This is a genomic window from Pseudomonas sp. TUM25319 (genome assembly GCF_056388475.1).
Map to the genome: position 1 here is coordinate 5,653,906 of NZ_CM150751.1, position 18,500 is coordinate 5,672,405.

The window sequence follows — 18,500 nt, forward strand, 5'->3', positions numbered from 1 at the left end:
GAGGTCGACACTTCGCGCAACATGAGACAAACTCACCCAATTCCCGTCTTTATCAAAAATTCTTCATGGAGGTTCCGGGTGCTCGAAATCCGCCACCTGAAAACCCTGCACGCCCTGCGCGAGGCCGACAGCCTGGTCGAAGCGGCCGAACGTCTGCACCTGACCCAGTCGGCGCTGTCCCATCAGTTCAAGGAACTGGAAGAACGGCTGGGCATGCAACTGTTCGTGCGCAAGACCAAGCCGATCCGCTTCACCAGCGCCGGCTTGCGCCTGCTGCAACTGGCCGACGCCACCCTGCCGCTGCTGCGTGGCGCCGAACGGGACATCGCCCGCCTGGCCGGTGGCACAGCTGGACGCCTGCACATGGCTATCGAATGCCACAGTTGCTTCCAGTGGCTGATGCCGACCATCGACCAGTTCCGCGATGCCTGGCCGGAAGTGGAGCTGGACCTGGCCTCCGGCTTCGCCTTCGCCCCGCTGCCCGCCCTGGCCCGCGGCGACCTCGATCTGGTGGTGACCTCCGACCCGATTGACCTCGCCGGCATCACCTATGTGCCGCTGTTCACCTACGAAGCCATGCTCGCGGTGGCCAACCAGCACGCGCTGGCAAGCCGGCCCTACGTGGTGCCCGAAGACCTGGCCACGGAAACCCTGATCACCTACCCGGTGGAGCGCGACCGCCTGGACATCTTCACCCGCTTCCTGGAGCCGGCCGACGTCGAGCCTGCGCAAGTGCGCACGGCGGAACTGACGGTGATGATGATGCAACTGGTGGCCAGCGGCCGCGGCGTCTGCGGCATGCCTCACTGGGCGCTGCACGAGTACAGCTCGCGGGGCTACGTGAAGGCCAAGCGCCTGGGCGAGAAAGGCTTGTTTGCCACCCTTTACGCCGCCGTGCGCACCGACATGCTCGATGCACCGTACATGCGTGACTTTCTGCTGACGGCCAAGGACACCTCGTTCTCGACCCTCGATGGCGTCAGCGCAGTACGCTAAGCACTATTGCCTGGCGAAACCTCGTGGGAGCGGCTTCAGCCGCGATCGGCGGCGAAGCCGGCGTGAAACCTGAATCCCCGATCAGCCTGATACACCCCGGATACCGGTTTTATGGCCGCTACGCGCCCAATCGCGGCTGAAGCCGCTCCTACGGGTGTTGTGCCAATCAATCCCCCCGGTACAGCGGCAGGATCAGATCCCGGGTCAGCGGCGCCAGCTCCAGCTTCTGCGCTGCCTCGGCATCCACCCACACGGCCTCCTCGATCTCCGCCGCCGGCAGCACCGCCGCATCGGTGTGCACCCGGAATAGCTCGCACACCACCTCGAAGCCCGGCTCATTGGCTGCCGGCGCGCTGAAGTTGCCGAGATAACCTGCCTGCTCCGGATCGATGCGCAGGCCCAGTTCCTCGAACAGCTCCCGCGCCAGCGCGGCTACCGGTGCTTCATCCGCCTCGATCTTGCCACCCGGCTGCATGAACGCCCGGGTGCCGCGCTTGCGCACCAGCAGGGTCTGGCCGCGCGGGTCGATCAACAGGGCGGCGGCAATGCGGATGGTCTTGCTCATGACGACAGCTCACAGCGAAAAAAGGCCGCCAAGGATCCCACGGCCACCCGGCAACTGACCAGTGGCACCTTGCAAGCACGCGACCCAGGACGCATAAACGAAGCATGAATCTGCCCGCCCACGATCACCCGGTTCTGGAGCTCTTCCACCCGGCCGTCCGCCACTGGTTTCGCCGCCGCTTCCCGACGGTGACCGCCGCGCAGGCGCAGGCCTGGCCGCTGATCCGCGACGGCCAGTCTTTACTGGTGGCCGCCCCCACCGGCTCGGGCAAGACCCTCACTGCCTTTCTCGCCGTGCTCGATGAACTGTTCGGGCAGGGCCTGGCCAACGACGGCCAGTTGCCCGACGAAACCCTGGTGGTCTACGTTTCGCCGCTCAAGGCGCTGTCCAACGATATCCAGATCAACCTGCAGAATCCGCTGGCGGGCATCAGCGCCGAGCTTGTGCAAGCGGGCCTGCCCGCCCCGGTCATCCGCACCGCCGTACGCACCGGCGACACACCGCAGAAAGAACGGTCGGCGATGCGCAAGCAGGCCCCGCACATTCTGGTGACCACACCGGAATCGCTGTACGTGCTGCTCGGCTCGGAGTCCGGGCGCAAGGGGCTGGCGACGGTGCACACGGTGATCGTCGACGAGATCCACGCCATCGCCGGCAACAAGCGCGGCAGCCACCTGAGCCTGACCCTGGAACGCCTCGAAGCCCTGTGCGGCCGTCCCCTGCGACGTATCGGCCTGTCCGCCACCCAGCGCCCCGTGGAACGGGTGGCGCAGTTTCTGGTCGGCAGCGGCCGCCCCTGCGCAATCGTCGATATCGGCCACGCCCGCCAACGGGACCTGGCCATCGAGGTGCCGCCGCAACCGCTTGGCGCGGTCATGGCCAATGATGTCTGGGAACAGGTGTACAACCGCCTCGCCGAACTGGCCCGCGAGCACCGCACTACGCTGGTGTTCGTCAATACCCGGCGCCTGGCCGAACGCCTGGCCCGGCACCTGAGCGAACGCCTGGGACGCGAGGCGGTGGCGGCACACCATGGCAGCCTGGCCAAGGAAGCCCGACTGGACGCCGAACAGCGGCTCAAGCGCGGCGAACTGCAAGTGCTGGTCGCCACCGCCTCGCTGGAACTGGGCATCGATATCGGCGAGGTGGAGTTGGTCTGCCAGGTCGGCTCTCCGGGCTCCATCGCCGCCTTCCTGCAACGGGTCGGACGCTCCGGGCACCAGGTCGAAGGCACGCCCAAGGGCCGCCTGTTCGCCACCACCCGCGACGACCTGATCGAATGCGTCGCCCTGCTCGACTGCGTGCGGCGTGGCGAACTGGACGAAGTGAAGGTGCCCCGGGCACCTCTGGACGTGCTGGCCCAGCAGATCATCGCCGAGGTCAGTTGCCAGCCCTGGCCGGAGCAGGGTTTGCTGGACTGTTTCCGCCGCGCCCAGCCCTATGCAGAGCTGGACGAACGCCACTACCAGGCGCTGCTGCGCATGCTCGCCGAGGGCTACAGCGGTCGCCAGGGCGTACGTGGTGCATACCTGCACCGCGATGCGGTGAGCGGAGAATTGCGTGGCCGCCGTGGCAGCCAGCTGACCGCCCTCACCAGCGGCGGCACCATTCCCGATAATGCCGACTACGCGGTGATGCTCGAACCCCAGGCGCTGAATATCGGCAGCGTCAACGAGGACTTCGCCGTGGAAAGCATCGCCGGCGACATCTTCCAGCTCGGCAACGCCTCCTACCGTATCCTGCGGGTCGAGCCAGGCAAGGTGCGGGTCGAGGACGCCCAGGGCCTGCCGCCGAACATCCCGTTCTGGCTCGGCGAGGCGCCGGGGCGCAGCGACGAACTGTCCCGCGCCGTGGCCCGCCTGCAAGGTGAAATCGACCAGCGCCTGAGTGCCAGCCAGGGCCGCGAGCAACCGCTGCTGGACTGGTTCGCCAGCCCCCTGGGCATCGCGGCCGACAGCGCCGGGCAACTGCTGGATTATCTTGGCCGCACGCGCCAGGTGCTGGGCGCGCTGCCGTCCCAGGACACCCTGGTGATGGAGCGCTTCTTCGATGAGTCCGGCGGTACCCAGCTGATCATCCACTCGCCCTTCGGCAGCCGCATCAACCGTGCCTGGGGCCTGGCCCTGCGCAAGCGTTTCTGCCGCACCTTCAACTTCGAGTTGCAGGCAGCAGCCAGCGAAGACGCGATCATCCTGTCGCTGTCGGCGGGACACAGTTTTCCGCTGGAGGACGTCTGGCGCTTCCTCTCCACGGCCAATGCCGAGCAGGTGCTGATCCAGGCAGTGCTCGACGCGCCGCTGTTCGGCGTGCGCTGGCGCTGGAACGCCGGCGTCGCCCTGGCCCTGCCGCGCTTTGCCGGGGGCAAGCGCATCGCCCCGCAGATCCAGCGCATGCGCAGCGAAGACCTGACCGCCGCGGTGTTCCCCGATCAACTGGCGTGCCTGGAAAACATCGTCGGCGAGCGCGAAGTCCCCAATCACCCGCTGGTGGAGCAGACCCTCGACGACTGCCTGCACGACGCCATGGACGCCGAAGGCTGGCTGACCCTGCTGCGGCGCATCGAAACCGGTGACATCCGCCTGATCTGCCGTGACCTGCCCGCACCGTCGCCCCTGGCAGCGGCGATCCTCAACGCCCGGCCCTACACCTTCCTCGACGACGCCCCGCTGGAAGAGCGGCGCACCCAGGCGGTGCTCAACCGGCGCTGGAGCGAACCGCAAAGCGGCGATGAACTGGGCGCGCTGGACCGCGATGCCATCGCCGCCGTGGTCGCAGAAGCCTGGCCTGCACCGGGCAATCGCGACGAGATGCACGAAGCGCTGATGACCCTGGCGGCGATCAGCGATGACGAAGTCGCCGTCAATCCGGGCTGGGCGCTTTGGCTGGCCGAACTGGCCGAGGGCGGTCGCGCCTGCCGACTGCCGGTGGCCGATGATGCCGGCCTGTGGCTGGCGCGGGAACGCCTGAACGGGCTGCTGGCGGTGTATCCGCTCGCCCTGCCGCGGCCCGCGCTATTGCCATTGCCGGGCTTTGCCGAAACGCCGGACCAGGACAGCGCCACGCTGGAACTGATCCGCGCCCGCCTTTCCGGCTTCGGTCCGCTGACACCGGAACAGATCGCCGCACCGCTGCGCCTGTCGCCGGCCACTGTGCTCCAGGCCCTCGCCCGCCTGGAAGGCGAAGGCTACGTGATGCGCGGCCAGTTCCATCCCGACCAGCCCCACGAGCAATGGTGCGAGCGCCACCTGCTGGCGCGCATCCACCGCTACACCCTCAAGCGCCTGCGCCGGGAAATCGAGCCGGTCAGCCTGCAGGACTTCATGCGTTTCCTGTTCGACTGGCAGCACCTGGCCGGCGACAGCCGCCTGCAAGGCGAGGCCGCCCTGGGCGAAGTGCTGGAGCAGTTCGAAGGCTACGCCGCCGCGGCCGGCGCCTGGGAAAGCGACCTGTTGCCGGCGCGGCTCAAGGACTACAGCCCGCGCTGGCTGGACCAGGCCTGTCGCGCCGGGCGCTTCGCCTGGGCGCGTCTGGCGCCCAACGGCAAGGCCGCCAGCAACACCCTGCGCAGCACGCCGCTGGTGCTCTTGCCCCGCAGTCGCCTGGGCTTATGGCAGGGCCTGGGCGAGCCCTTCATCCTCGATGCGCTGTCGCCCAGGGCGCAGAAAGTCCACGGTGTGCTCAGCCAGCAGGGCGCGCTGTTCTTCGACGAACTGCGCCACGATGCCCACCTGTTGCCCACCGAACTGGAAACCGCGCTACAGGAACTGGTGGCGGCGGGCCTCGTCAGCGCCGACAGCTTCGCCGGTCTGCGCGCCCTGATCACCCCGGCCAGCAAACGTCAGGCCCACAGCAGCCGGCGCGGTCGCGGGCCGCTGTTCGGCGGCATGGACGATGCCGGTCGCTGGGGCCTGCTGCGCCGCGCCACTGCGGACGACGACCCGCAGGCCATCCACGAACATATTGCCCGCACCCTGTTGCGCCGCTACGGCGTGGTGTTCTGGCGCCTGCTGGAGCGCGAGGCCGACTGGCTGCCCAGTTGGCGCGAACTGCTGCGCACCTTCCACCGCCTCGAAGCCCGGGGCGAGATCCGTGGGGGGCGCTTCGTCAGCGGCCTGGCCGGCGAACAGTTCGCCCTGCCCGAAGCCATCGCCGTATTGCGCAACGTGCGCCGCCGTCCATTGGACGGCAGCCTGGTGATCGTCAGCGGCAGCGACCCGCTCAACCTCAGCGGCAGCCTGCTGCCCGGCGCCAAGGTGCCGGCCCTGGCGGGTAATCGCCTGTTGTATCGGGATGGCTTGCCGACAGCGGCGCTGGTGGCCGGGGCGGTGCAGTTCTGGCCGCAGGTGGCGGACGAAGATGAAAGCGTGCTGCGGGAGCGGTTGATTCGCGGCGCCTGACTGGCTTCATTTCCCTATCGGCTATATGGTTTAGGGCTTGCCCAGGCTTCTCAGCCTGACCGTGCCAATACAAAGGAAACCGTATGAGCCTGTCACTCCTGAGCCGCTACGCCTTTTTCGTCGCCTGCATTTTGTTCACCCTCGCCTGCCTGCCCTTCCTGCGCCATGACTGGCTCTGGCCCTTCGCCCTGACCACTGGGGTGCTGAGCCTGATCGGGGTGTTCGACCTGCTGCAGAAGCGTCACGCGGTGCGCCGCAACTACCCGATCCTCGGCAATATCCGTTACCTGGTGGAGGGCATCCGCCCGGAGATCCGCCAGTACCTGCTGGAATCCGACAGCGACGCCCTGCCCTTCTCCCGCGCCCAGCGTTCGCTGGTCTATGCCCGGGCCAAGAACGAGCAGTCGGACAAGCCCTTCGGTACGCTGATCGACGTGTACCAGTCCGGTTTCGAGTTCATCGGCCACTCCATGCGCCCGGCGCCGCTGACCGATCCGACGGCGTTCCGTGTGATCGTTGGCGGGCCGCAGTGCACCCAGCCGTATTCGGCCTCGGTGTTCAACATTTCGGCAATGAGCTTCGGCTCGCTGAGCGCCAACGCCATCCGCGCCCTCAACCTGGGCGCCAAGCTGGGCAATTTCGCCCATGACACCGGCGAAGGCAGCATCAGCCCCTACCACCGCGAACACGGCGGCGACCTGACCTGGGAGCTGGGCAGCGGCTATTTCGGGTGCCGCACCAGCGATGGCCGCTTCGATCCCGAGCGCTTTGCCGAGCAGGCGCGCAATCCGCAGGTGCGGATGATCGAGATCAAGATGAGCCAGGGCGCCAAGCCCGGCCACGGGGGCATCCTGCCCAAGCACAAGGTGACCCGCGAGATTGCCGAGACCCGTGGCGTGATGATGGGTGAAGACTGCATTTCGCCGTCGCGGCACACCGCCTTCTCCACGCCGATCGAAATGATGCATTTCATCGCCCGGTTGCGTGAGCTGTCCGGCGGCAAGCCGGTAGGCTTCAAATTCTGCCTGGGGCATCCGTGGGAGTTCATGGGCATCGCCAAGGCCATGCTGGAGACCGGCATCCTGCCCGACTTCATCGTCGTCGACGGCAAGGAAGGCGGCACCGGCGCAGCGCCTGTGGAATTCACCGACCATATCGGCGTGCCGCTGCGCGAGGGCCTGCTGTTCGTCCACAACACCTTGGTCGGGCTGAACCTGCGGGACAAGATCAAGCTCGGTGCCAGCGGCAAGATCGTCAGCGCCTTCGATATCGCCAGCGTGCTGGCCATCGGTGCCGACTGGGCCAACGCGGCGCGGGGCTTCATGTTCGCCATCGGCTGCATCCAGTCGCAGAGCTGCCACACCAACAAGTGCCCGACCGGCGTCGCCACCCAGGACGGCCTGCGCCAGCGTGCCCTGGTGGTGCCGGACAAGGCCGAGCGGGTGTTCAACTTCCACCGCAACACCCTCAAGGCGCTGGCCGAGATGCTCGCCGCCGCCGGCCTCGATCATCCGTCGCAACTGCAGGCCAAGCACCTGGTGCGGCGCATGTCGGCGACCGAGATCAAGCTGTTCTCGCAGTTGCACGTGTTCCTCAAGCCGGGCGAGCTGCTCAACGGCGAGGTGAGCGGCGAGTTCTACCAGCGCATGTGGGCCATGGCCCGGGCCGACAGCTTCGAAGCGCAGGCGGAAGCGGCGTGAGAGACATTCAGTAACACCCCTCCGTTGCAATATCAGGCAAAACTCCCCACCCTCCGCGCCGCTGATCGGCAAACACCGACGGCGCGGAACCGAGGGCCGGCAGTACCGCTCCTCTACTGAAACACCCTTCGCCAAGAGCCTTCATCATGACTAACGGGCGCGATCATCGAATCGACTTTTTCCGGGGGCTGGCGCTGGTCTTCATTTTCTGGGACCACATCCCCGGCAACCCGCTGGCCAACCTCACGGTGCGCAATTTCGGTTTCAGCGATGCGGCGGAAATCTTCGTCTTCCTCGCTGGCTACGCGGCGGTGCTGGCCTACGGCAAGATCGCGCTGCGCGACGGCTGGGTGGTGGCCTGCGTGCGCATCCTGCGCCGCGCCTGGGTGCTGTATGTGGTGCACATCTTCCTGCTGGTGCTGTTGATGGGCATCGTCTTCGTCGCCAACAACCACGTCGAAACCCGCGACATGATCCAGGAAATGGGCCTCTACTATTTCCTCGGCAACCCGCAGCAGGCGCTGGTGGACGAGTTGCTGCTGCGCTTCAAGCCGAACCTGATGGACCCGCTGCCGCTGTACATCCTGTTGCTGCTCGGCCTGCCGCTGGTGCTGCCGTTGCTGCTGCGCAAGGCCGAGTATGTGGTGGGCTTTTCCGCAGCGCTGTACCTGATGGCGCCGATGTTCCAGTGGAACCTTGCGGCGCAGGAAGGCGGGGTGTGGTTCTTCAACCCGCTGGCCTGGCAGTTGCTGTTCATTTTGGGCGGCGCGGTGGCGATCCATTCCCGGCGCGAGCAGCCCGCGCAAACCCGCCCGCTGCGGCGCCAGCCGCTGTTCATGGTGGCGGCGGCCTATTGCCTGGTGTGCGCGGCGATCGCCCTGTCGTGGCGCTGGCCAGAGGTGCATGACGCCTTGATGCCGAAGGTGTTGGCGGAATGGTTGTACCCCATCAGCAAAACCAATCTGTCGCCGGCTCGCCTGTTGCACTTCCTGGCACTGGCCTACTGCACTGCAAAACTGCTGCCGACCGGGCCCTGGGTGCAAAGCTGGCTGGCCCGGCAAAGTTGCCGCATGGGCCGCTATTCACTGGAAGTGTTCTGCTTCGGCGTGCTGCTGGCACCACTGGCGGACATGGCCAACGCGCTGAGCGACGACCACTGGGCGGTGCAGGTACTGACCGCACTGGCCGGGTTGGGCCTGATGATGGGCCTGGCCATGTGGCTGGACTGGAACAAGCGCTTGACCCGGATCACGGCCGCTCAGCCGGTGTGAGGTAACAAACAGGGCCGCGAATGCGGCCCTTCTTGTATCTGGAGAATCATTTACTCCAGTCAAATCAGCCCTTTCCCGCCCTGTCCTGCGAAACAGCCAACATCTGCCAACAATTTTTTCACCACCCCCGACCAGCGTCTAAGCTTCAGGCAAGCAATAGGAAAATATGACACCAGGCGTAAGACTATGGGCGCACAGTGGCACTCGGATCATGAAAACACCCTAGCCACCTCTGAGGAAAAGGAAGTACCGCCGTCGCCCCGCCGCTCCAGCCTGCGCTACCTGTGGTGGTTCATCGCGTTGATCGTGCTGGTCACCCTGGCGCTGCTTGGGTATGCCGCCTACAAGGAAATGCAGACCTCGCGCCTGCAGTCGCGGGAGTTCAGCAAGTTCGCCGCGACCCTTGCCTATTCCATGCACAAGGGCCCTACCGACGCCATGGTCTACCCCGGCGAGGGGCCGTTCGACAAACGCCTGGGCTACAGCGCCCTCGGAGAATTCATTCCGCGCCTGCTCAAGCGCGACTACGTGATCGTGGAACAGACCCGTTTCTCGCCCGCGCTGATGAACTACGTCGATCACGGCTTCTTCGTACCCTATACCGAGAAGATCCAGGCTGGCCTGAGCATCACCGATTGCAGCGGCGACGTGCTCTACCAGTACAACTATCCGCAGCACCTGTACCCGGACTTTGCCTCGATCCCGCCAGTGATGGTGCACAGCCTGCTGTTCATCGAGAACCGCGACCTGCTCGATCCCAACGACCCCAATGGCAACCCGGCGGTGGACTGGCCGCGCTTCGCCAAGGCGGCCTACACCCAGATCGCCAAGTACCTGGCGCTGCCCGGTCAGTCGGCGGGCGGCAGCACCCTGGCCACGCAACTGGAAAAATACCGGCACTCCCCGGACGGCCTGACCGTGTCTGGCTCGGAGAAGATCCGCCAGATGATTTCCGCCAGCGTGCGCGCCTACCAGGACGGCCCGCAAACCTTGGAGGCCCGCCAGCGCATCGTGCGCGACTACCTCAACAGCGTGCCGCTGTCGGCGGTGCCCGGCCACGGCGAAGTGCACGGCATGGCCGAGGGCCTGCGGGTCTGGTACGGCGCCGACTTCGCCGAGGTCAACCGCTTGCTGGCGTCGGACGCCACCGATCCGCAAACCCTCGCCGCCCGTGGGTTGGCCTTGCGCCAGGTGCTGTCGCTGATGATCGCCCAGCGACGCCCTTCGCACTTCCTCGCCAAGGGCCGCAACGAACTGGCGACCCTGACCGACAGCCATGTGCGCCTGCTGGCGGCCAACAACATCATCGACCAGCCGCTGGCCGACGCTGCCCTGGCCAGCAAGGCCATCTACCGCGACTGGGTGGCGCAGCCGACCATCGTGCCGATCGTCACCAACAAGGGCATCAGCGTCGCCCGCAGCCGGCTGTCGACCATGCTCAACCGGCCGCTGTACGACCTCGACCGCCTCGACCTGTCGGCCACCAGCACCTTGCAATCGGGGCTGCAGACCCAGATCAGCGATTACCTCAAACACCTCGCCGACCCGGAATTCGCGGCCAAAATGGGCTTGATGGGCGAGCGCCTGCTGACCCCCACCAGTACCACCCAGGTGCGCTACAGCTTCACCCTGATGGAGCGCACTGCCGACGGCTCGCGGGTACGGGTACAGACCGACAGCACCGACCAGCCGTTCGACATCAACGAAGGCAGCAAGCTGGAACTGGGCTCCACCGCCAAGCTGCGGGTGCTGACCAGCTATCTGGAAATCATCTCCGAGCTGCATGATCGCTACGGCAACCTGAGCGTGCCGGAGCTGAAGAAAGTCGAAGTGGCCGAGCTGGACTTCATCACCCGCTGGGCCATCGACTGGCTGATCCAGAACAAGGACCGCAACATCACCGCAATGCTCGACGCGGCGCTGGAGCGCAAGTATTCCGCCAGTCCCGGCGAGGCGTTCTTCACCGGTGGCGGGCTGCATGTGTTCAACAACTTCCGCAAGGAAGACAACGGCCGCATTCCAAGCCTGAAGGACTCGTTGCGCGAGTCCATCAACCTGCCGTTCATTCGCCTGATGCGCGACCTGGTGCGCTACAGCACCTATCAGGCGCCGGGCAACAGTTCGGCACTGCTCAAGGACGATGCCGAGCCGCGTCGTCAGGAATACCTGGCACGTTTCGCCGACCGCGAAGGCACCGATTTCCTGCGCCGGTTCTGGAAAAAGTACCAGCGCAAGACCTCCCAGGAACGCCTCGATACCTTCCTCGACGGTCTGCGGGTCACCCCGATCCGCCTGGCCGCCGTGCACCGTTACCTGTTCCCCGAGGCGAACGAAGACACCTTCAAGGCCTTCGTCCGCGCCCACATGAAAAAAGAGGGGCTGGTGTCCAAGCCGGCAGCCGGCAAGAAAGACCCGCTCAGCGACGGCCGCCTGGAAGACCTGTACATCGCCTACGGTCCCGGCAAGTACGACCTGCCTGACCAAGGGTTTATCGCCAAGGCCCACCCGTTGGACCTGTGGCTGCTGGGCTACCTGCTCAAGCACCCGAGCGCCAGCTTCCAGGAGGCGGTGCTGGCCAGCCACTTCGAGCGTCAGGAAGTCTATGGCTGGCTGTTCAAGAGCAAGCACAAGGGGGCCCGCGACAGCCGCATCCGCACGCTGGTGGAAGTGGAGGCGTTCCTCGATATTCACGCGCGCTGGAAGCGGGTCGGCTATCCCTTCGATCACCTGGTGCCGTCGCTGGCCACCGCCATCGGCAGTTCCGGCGACCGTCCGGCAGCGCTGGCCGAGCTGGTGGGGATCATCCAGAACGACGGCGTGCGCCTGCCGGTGCTGCGCATCGACACCCTGCACTTCGCCGCTGGCACGCCCTATGAGGTGCGTCTGGCCGGTGACCCGGACCGTGGCGAGCGGGTGCTCTCGGTGGAGGTGGCGAGGGCGCTGCGTGGGGCCATGTCGCAGGTGGTGGATGCCGGTACGGCGCGGCGCGTGTCCGGGGCGTTCAAGCTCAACGACGGCACCATCCTGACCATGGGCGGCAAGACCGGGACCGGCGACAACCGTATCGAAAGCTTCGGCGCCGGCGGTCGGTTGATCGGTTCGCGCTCGCTGAACCGTACCGCGACCTTCGTGTTCTATCTGGGCGACAACCACTTCGGCACCCTCACCGCGTTCGTGCCGGGGCGTGCAGCGGAGTCGTTCAAATTCACCTCGGCGCTGCCGGTGCAGGTGCTCAAGGGCATGGCGCCGATCCTGCTGCCGTATCTGCAGCCGGGCGGCAACACCCTGTGTGCGCCGCCGGTGATGGCCGAGCCTGGGTCCAGCGTGACGCAGGCGCACTGATTTTTTGTCGCCCTTCAGGGCCTCATCGCTGGCAAGGCCAGCTCTCACGGGGCTCCCTGCTGGCCTCTATTTCAGGCTTTGCAGGGGATCCTGTGGGAGCTGGCCTTGCCAGCGATGAGGCCACTTCAACCACCCCATCACCCCGGTCAGTCAGCTCTCCGACTTGCATTAAGATATATCTTGAGTAATATCTTGAGACATATCGACAGCACACAGGAGACTCCTCATGCGCGATTTCCCCCAATCCGAAGGCTTCGAACGCCGCCGCGAACGCGGTGACCGGGGCCCGCGGGTGTTCGCACCCGGCGACCTGAAGCTGCTTCTGCTGTCGATGCTCGCCGAGCAGCCCTGCCATGGCTACGACCTGATCCGCCAGATCGAATCGCTGTTCGATGGCAACTACAGCCCGAGCCCCGGTGTCATCTATCCGACCCTGACGTTCCTTGAAGAAAGCGAACTCATCACCGGCCAGATCCACGGCAGCAAGAAGCTTTACCAGGCCACCGACGCCGGCCGCGAGTCCCTGAAAGAGCAGGCCGTGGCGCTGGACGGCGTGCGCATGCGCATCGAAGTCAGCAAGCGTTCGCTGCGTGGCCATGACCGCCCACCGGAAATCCACGAAGCCGTTCACAACCTGCGTCACGCCCTGCAGATGCACAGCGGACGCTGGAACCCACAAGAAATCGAGCGGGTACGCACCCTGCTCAACGAAACCGCGAAAGCCATTGTTGCCGGACCTACAACCTCCCCTGTTCAGGAGCCTTCCGAATGACTGCTAGCGAAAACACCATTCACCGCGTGATGCACGAGATCAAACACCGCCAGCTGACCGTGCTGCGCGTCACCGACCTGACCCCGCGCATGCGTCGTATCACGCTGGGTGGGGCCCAGTTGCAAGGTTTCATCAGCCTCGGCAGCGATGACCACATCAAACTGCTGTTCGCCAACAATGCCGAAGAGCAGGCGGCCATGGACGCCGTCGACCTGCCCCGTGAAGGCGTGAAACCGACGATGCGCGAGTACACCCCGCGGCGCATCGACCTGGTCAACAACGAACTGGACCTGGACTTCGTCCTGCATGGCGACGGCCCTGCCTCGACCTGGGCCGCCCAGGCGGCGCCCGGCCACCGGCTCAACATCGCCGGGCCACGAGGCTCGCTGGTGGTGCCGGATATCTTCGACAGTTACCTGCTGGTAGGCGATGAGACCGCCATTCCGGCCATCGGCCGCCGCCTGGAAGAACTCCCGGCCGGGCGCAAGGTGATCGCCGTAGTCGAGATCGAGGACGCGCAGGAACGCCAGCCATTGCCAAGCAAGGCCGACGTCAACGTGATCTGGGTCGAGCGGCACCGGCAGTCGGTGCTGGAGGTGCTGGCCGGCCTGCAACTGCCCGAAGGCAAGCTGTACGCCTGGGTGGCGCTGGAAAAAGCCCTGACACGCCAGGCCAAGGCGTTGCTGCTGGAGCAAAAAGGCGTGTCGGAAGACTGCTTGAAAGCAGCTGCCTACTGGCGAGCAGATGGCACTGCGGACGAGTGATCCCGTCGTTCGGGGCTGCGTTCCGGCTTAGCCCGGACGCCGGCCTCGCCAGCGATCCAGCGCGATGACACCTGCACCGAGGATGATGAACGCGGCGAGCATCGCCAGTGCATTGAGCAATACCCGGACATAGCCCAGCGCGGCAACGTCGATGAACGGGTACGGGTAGAACCCCACCAGATGACCGCGCAGCAGCGCGTAGCCGAAATACCCCAGCGGATAGAGCATCCAGGCCCACAGGTGGCTGATCCGCAATTCCCCTTTTTTCACCCGCCACCACCAGTACAGCGCGAACAGCAGCGGCATCACATCGTGCAGCAAGCCGTCCGCCAGCCACTGCCAGCCCTGCGGTTGCCAGAGATGGCGCAGCAACAGGCTGTAGGCGATGGCCACGAACAGAATGCTGACGAGCACCCCGCCACCGACTGCCGGCGACAGCCAGAAGCGCCGCGCCGGCGACTGGCGGCCGAAAGCCGAGTACGTAAAGACGGTCGCCACCAGGATATTGCTGAGCACGGTGAAGAACCCGAAAAAGTTCACCAGCCCGCCCAGCAGGCTGGCCTGCTCCTGCCAGCGCGACCAGAGCACCAGGTACATCTGCACCGCCAGGGCAAACCAGCCCAGGCAGGCTGCCGCGCCGGTCCACAATCGCAGCATCAGCGGCTCACTGTTCGCGCTTGATGTCACGCAGCATCTTCAGGTAGAGGCTTTCGACTTTCTCCCGCGCCCAGGGCGTCTTGCGCAGGAAGGTCAGGCTCGACTTGATGCTCGGGTCGCTCTTGAAGCAGCGCAGGTCGATGCGCTGCGCCAGCCCCGGCCACTCGTAGCGGGCCACCAGGGCATTGAGGATCTGTTCCAGGGTCACGCCATGCAGCGGATTCTTGTCAGTGGCAGTCATGCCAGGGCTCCAGCCAAACGAAGGTGCGCACCTTAGGCCCCTTTCGGCGCCGGGGCAAATGCTTCCCGCAGTCTAGCTGGCGTCCTGCGCAATGAGAGGGATTGCATTTTGATTTCACGGCAATGTTATAGTGTAACGATAAATGACCTCTGCCAAGGACCCCGCATGCGTTACCTCTCCCTTCCCCTTTCTCCCCTCGCCGCCGCGCTGTGGCTCGCATCTGCGCCGAGCCACGCCGTGGAACTGCAGACCCAGGTGGTCACCGGCAACCCGCTGGGCAACGCGCAACTGGCCACCCCAAGCAGCGTGCTCGAAGGCGATCAACTGCTGCTGCAACAGAAAGGCAGCCTCGGTGAAACCCTCAACAACCAGCCGGGCGTTTCGTCCACCTGGTTCGGCCCTGGCGCCAGCCGGCCGATCATTCGCGGCCTGGACGGTGACCGCATCCGCCTGCTGCGCAACGGCGTCGGCGCGCTGGATGCCTCGTCACTCTCCTATGACCATGCCGTGCCGCTGGATCCGGTAAACGTCGATCGCGTGGAAATCGTTCGTGGTCCCGCCGCCCTGCTCTACGGTGGCAGCGCCATTGGCGGCGTGGTAAATACCTTCGACAACCGCATCCCCACCGAGGCCATCGAAGGCATCCACGGTGCCGGCGAACTGCGCTACGGCGGCGCCGACACCACCCGCAGCGCGGCGGGCAAACTGGAAGCGGGCGACGGCCGTTTCGCCCTGCACCTGGACGCCAACAGCCGGCAGTTCAATGACCTGCGCATTCCCGGCTACGCACAAAGCTCGAAAGTCCGCGATGCCGACGAACCCGGCAGCCGCCATCGTCTGGAAAACAGCGACGGTCGCCAGGACGGCGGTGCCATCGGCGGCTCCTACACCTGGGAGCACGGCTACACCGGCGTGTCCTACAGCCGCTACGACAGCAACTACGGCTCGGTGGCCGAACCCGGCGTGCGCCTGGCGATGGAACAGGACCACTACGGCTTCGCCTCCGAGATCCGCGACCTTGAAGGCCCGTTCAGCTCGCTGAAGTTCGACCTCGGCTACACCGATTACCAGCACCGCGAACTGGAAGAAGGCGAGGTCCACACCACCTTCAAGAACAAGGGCTACGAAGCCCGTGTCGAAGCCCGGCACCAACCGCTCGGCCCCGTCGAAGGCGTGATCGGCGCGCAGGTCAGCCGCAACGAGTTCTCGGCCCTGGGCGAGGAAGCCTTCGTTCCGCAGACCGACACCGACAGCGTCGCCCTGTTCGTGCTGGAGCAGTGGCAAGCCACCGACCGTCTGGCCCTGAGCCTCGGCGGGCGCCTGGAACATACCCGTATCGACCCGGACGCCAATGGCAACGAACGCTTCGCCGAGGCCGACAGCTCCAGCAGCTTCACCGCCGCCAGCCTGTCGTCCGGCGCGGTGTACCAGTTGACCCCGATCTGGTCGCTGGCCGCGAGCCTCGGCTACACCGAGCGCGCCCCGACCTTCTACGAGCTGTACGCCAACGGCGCCCACGTTGCCACCGGCAGCTATGAAGTGGGCGACCCGAACCTGTCGAAGGAGAAAGCCATCGCCGCCGACCTGGCGCTGCGTTTCGACAACGGCACCCACAAGGGCAGCGTCGGTGTGTTCTACAGCCACTTCCGCAACTACATCGGCCTGCTGGCCAGCGGCGAGATGCGTGAAGGCCACGATCACGGCGACGACGATCATGATGATCACGACCATGACCACGATCATGACGGTGACATCCCGGAATACCTCTACAGCGGCGTGCGCGCACGCTTCTACGGCATCGAGGCACAGGATCGCTGGCAGTTGCTGGAAAACCGCTACGGCAGCTTCGCCCTGGAGCTGTCCGGCGACTACACCCGGGCCAAGAACCTCGACACCGGCGAAGACCTGCCGCGCATCGCGCCACTGCGCCTAAACAGCGGACTGGTGTGGAATCTGGATCGCTGGCAGGCGCGAGTCGACGTGCAACACGCCGCGTCCCAGCACCGCAAGCCCGCCAACGAAACCAGCACCGACGGCTACACCACCCTCGGTGCGAGCCTGGGCTATCGCTTCAATGTCGGCGAAAGCGAGTGGCTGGCATTCGTGCGCGGCGAGAACCTGACGGACCAGACCGTGCGCTATGCCAGCTCGATCCTGCGGGATATCGCGCCGGCGGCAGGGCGCAGTGTCGAGGTCGGGTTGCGTACCACCTTCTGATCCGCGGTGTGCCTCACCGCTGGCCTTGCCAGCGATGAGGCACACCGATTATTACCAATGCCACAACACTCCATCGCCTCACCCGACCTTCCCAACCCTGCAGTTCCTCTATATCCTCCCGCCCCGAGCTGAAACGCTTAACCCAACCTATTCACTACAGAATCCCGGCGATATTTCATCCGCCGGGACATTCGTCGTTTTTTCAACAATCAAAAGATAGCGCTATCTCATGCCTCGCTTCCCGCTTTCCCGCCTCCTTGCCACGCCTCTGCTGTGTGCGTTCGCCAGCACTGCGCACGGCGCCTCGCCGTTCGAAACCGACTCGCCGTGGATGTTCGGCGACTGGAACGGCAACCGCAGCGACCTCGCTGCCCGTGGCTACGACTTCAGCCTCACCTACACCGGGGAAATGGGCAGCAACCTGCACGGCGGCCACGACCACGATCGCACTGCGCGCTACAGCGACCAGTTCGCCTTCGGCAGCCACCTGGACCTGCAGAAGATCCTCGGCTGGGACGCCACCGAGTTCCAGTTGACCGTCACCGAGCGCCACGGCAACAACATCAGCAACGACCGCCTCAACGACCCGCGGGTCGGCGGCTTCACCTCGGCCCAGGAAGTCTGGGGCCGCGGCCAGACCTGGCGGCTGACGCAGTTGTGGATCAAGCAGAAGTACTTCGACGGCGCGCTGGACCTCAAGGTCGGCCGCTTCGGCGAAGGCGAGGACTTCAACAGCTTCCCCTGCGACTTCCAGAACCTGGCGTTCTGCGGCTCGCAGGTGGGCAACTGGGTCGGCGACAGTTGGTACAACTGGCCGGTCAGCCAATGGGCGGCGCGGATCCGCTACACCATCAGTCCCGAGCTGTATGCCCAGGTCGGCGCCTTCGAACAGAACCCGTCGAACCTGGAGCGCCAGAACGGCTTCAAGCTCAGCGGCAGCGGCACCCAGGGCGCCCTGTTTCCGCTCGAACTGGTCTGGAGCCCGTCGATCGGGGGCCTGAAGGGGGAATATCGCGCCGGCTACTACTACAGTAATGCCAGGGCAAACGATGTTTACCGCGACCGCGACGATCAACCCGCCGCACTGAGCGGCCAGGACTATGCCCGCCACGGGGGCAAGCACGGGTTCTGGCTGGGGGCGCAGCAGCAGGTGACGTCGCTGGCGACCGACCATTCGCGTGGCCTGAGCGTTTTCGCCAACGCCACGTTGCACGACAAGAAGACCAATGCCATCGACAACTATGTGCAGGCAGGTGTGGTGTACAGGGGGCCGTTCGACGCTCGGAGCCAGGACGATATCGGATTCGCCCTCGCCCGCGTGCACGTCAACCCCGCCTACCGCAAGAACGCCGAAGCGCGCAACGCCGCCAGCGGCCTCGATGACTACAACGATCCCGCCTTCGTGCCGGTCCAGGACACCGAATACAGCGCCGAGCTGTACTACGGCATTCACCTGGCCGACTGGCTCACCGTGCGTCCCAACCTGCAATACATCCGCCATCCGGGCGGAGTCGGCGAGGTGGACGACGCATTGATTGGCGGCCTGAAGATCCAGAGCAACTTTTGAGCGGCCCGAGG

At 65.5% G+C, this 18,500-nt stretch carries 12 protein-coding genes; 9 read left to right on the plus strand and 3 right to left on the minus strand.

What is annotated here, in order from left to right:
* The first annotated feature begins 78 nt into the window (after positions 1 to 78).
* Complete coding sequence (gene metR / locus AC05QJ_RS25545; RefSeq protein WP_476744016.1) at positions 79 to 996, plus strand: transcriptional regulator MetR; 918 nt, start codon at positions 79 to 81, stop codon at positions 994 to 996.
* Positions 997 to 1,162: 166 nt separating this feature from the next.
* Here the strand turns inward: metR and AC05QJ_RS25550 are convergent, their stop codons facing one another.
* On the minus strand, positions 1,163 to 1,561 hold the full coding sequence (locus tag AC05QJ_RS25550; RefSeq protein WP_476744017.1) for an NUDIX hydrolase: 399 nt from the start codon (positions 1,559 to 1,561) through the stop codon (positions 1,163 to 1,165).
* A 104-nt stretch (positions 1,562 to 1,665) separates the two neighbouring features.
* Here AC05QJ_RS25550 and AC05QJ_RS25555 point away from each other — a divergent pair, with 104 nt between their 5' ends.
* From AC05QJ_RS25555 to AC05QJ_RS25580, 6 genes are all read left to right on the plus strand, one after another.
* A complete protein-coding gene (locus tag AC05QJ_RS25555; RefSeq protein ID WP_476744018.1) occupies positions 1,666 to 5,958 on the plus strand; it encodes a DEAD/DEAH box helicase in 4,293 nt (1,430 codons plus the stop codon).
* Between the two features lie 83 nt (positions 5,959 to 6,041).
* Complete coding sequence (locus AC05QJ_RS25560) at positions 6,042 to 7,658, plus strand: FMN-binding glutamate synthase family protein (RefSeq protein WP_476744019.1); 1,617 nt, start codon at positions 6,042 to 6,044, stop codon at positions 7,656 to 7,658.
* A 146-nt stretch (positions 7,659 to 7,804) separates the two neighbouring features.
* Positions 7,805 to 8,929: an OpgC family protein gene (locus AC05QJ_RS25565; RefSeq protein ID WP_476744020.1), complete on the plus strand. Its 1,125-nt coding sequence runs from the start codon at positions 7,805 to 7,807 to the stop codon at positions 8,927 to 8,929.
* Between the two features lie 186 nt (positions 8,930 to 9,115).
* Positions 9,116 to 12,271, plus strand: coding sequence for a biosynthetic peptidoglycan transglycosylase (locus AC05QJ_RS25570; protein ID WP_476744021.1), 3,156 nt, complete (start codon positions 9,116 to 9,118; stop codon positions 12,269 to 12,271).
* Between the two features lie 226 nt (positions 12,272 to 12,497).
* On the plus strand, positions 12,498 to 13,043 hold the full coding sequence (locus AC05QJ_RS25575) for a PadR family transcriptional regulator (protein ID WP_476744022.1): 546 nt from the start codon (positions 12,498 to 12,500) through the stop codon (positions 13,041 to 13,043).
* Entirely contained in the window at positions 13,040 to 13,807 is a 768-nt protein-coding gene (locus AC05QJ_RS25580) for a siderophore-interacting protein (RefSeq protein WP_476744023.1), read from the plus strand. The genes AC05QJ_RS25575 and AC05QJ_RS25580 overlap by 4 nt, the downstream gene beginning before the upstream one ends.
* A gap of 27 nt (positions 13,808 to 13,834) precedes the next feature.
* Here AC05QJ_RS25580 and AC05QJ_RS25585 read toward each other — a convergent pair whose 3' ends face one another.
* Entirely contained in the window at positions 13,835 to 14,464 is a 630-nt protein-coding gene (locus tag AC05QJ_RS25585; RefSeq protein ID WP_476744024.1) for a Pr6Pr family membrane protein, read from the minus strand.
* A 7-nt stretch (positions 14,465 to 14,471) separates the two neighbouring features.
* The gene (locus tag AC05QJ_RS25590; protein WP_476744025.1) at positions 14,472 to 14,705 is read right to left on the minus strand and encodes a VF530 family protein; all 234 of its coding nucleotides are present in this window, start codon (positions 14,703 to 14,705) and stop codon (positions 14,472 to 14,474) included.
* 165 nt (positions 14,706 to 14,870) lie between these two features.
* On the opposite strand from AC05QJ_RS25590, the gene AC05QJ_RS25595 reads away from it, so the two are divergent.
* Positions 14,871 to 16,922, plus strand: a complete 2,052-nt coding sequence (locus AC05QJ_RS25595) for a TonB-dependent receptor (RefSeq protein WP_476744026.1) — start codon at positions 14,871 to 14,873, stop codon at positions 16,920 to 16,922.
* Between the two features lie 229 nt (positions 16,923 to 17,151).
* Positions 17,152 to 18,489 (plus strand): carbohydrate porin, encoded by a 1,338-nt coding sequence (locus AC05QJ_RS25600; protein ID WP_476744027.1) that lies wholly within the window; start codon positions 17,152 to 17,154, stop codon positions 18,487 to 18,489.
* Positions 18,490 to 18,500: the final 11 nt, after the last annotated feature.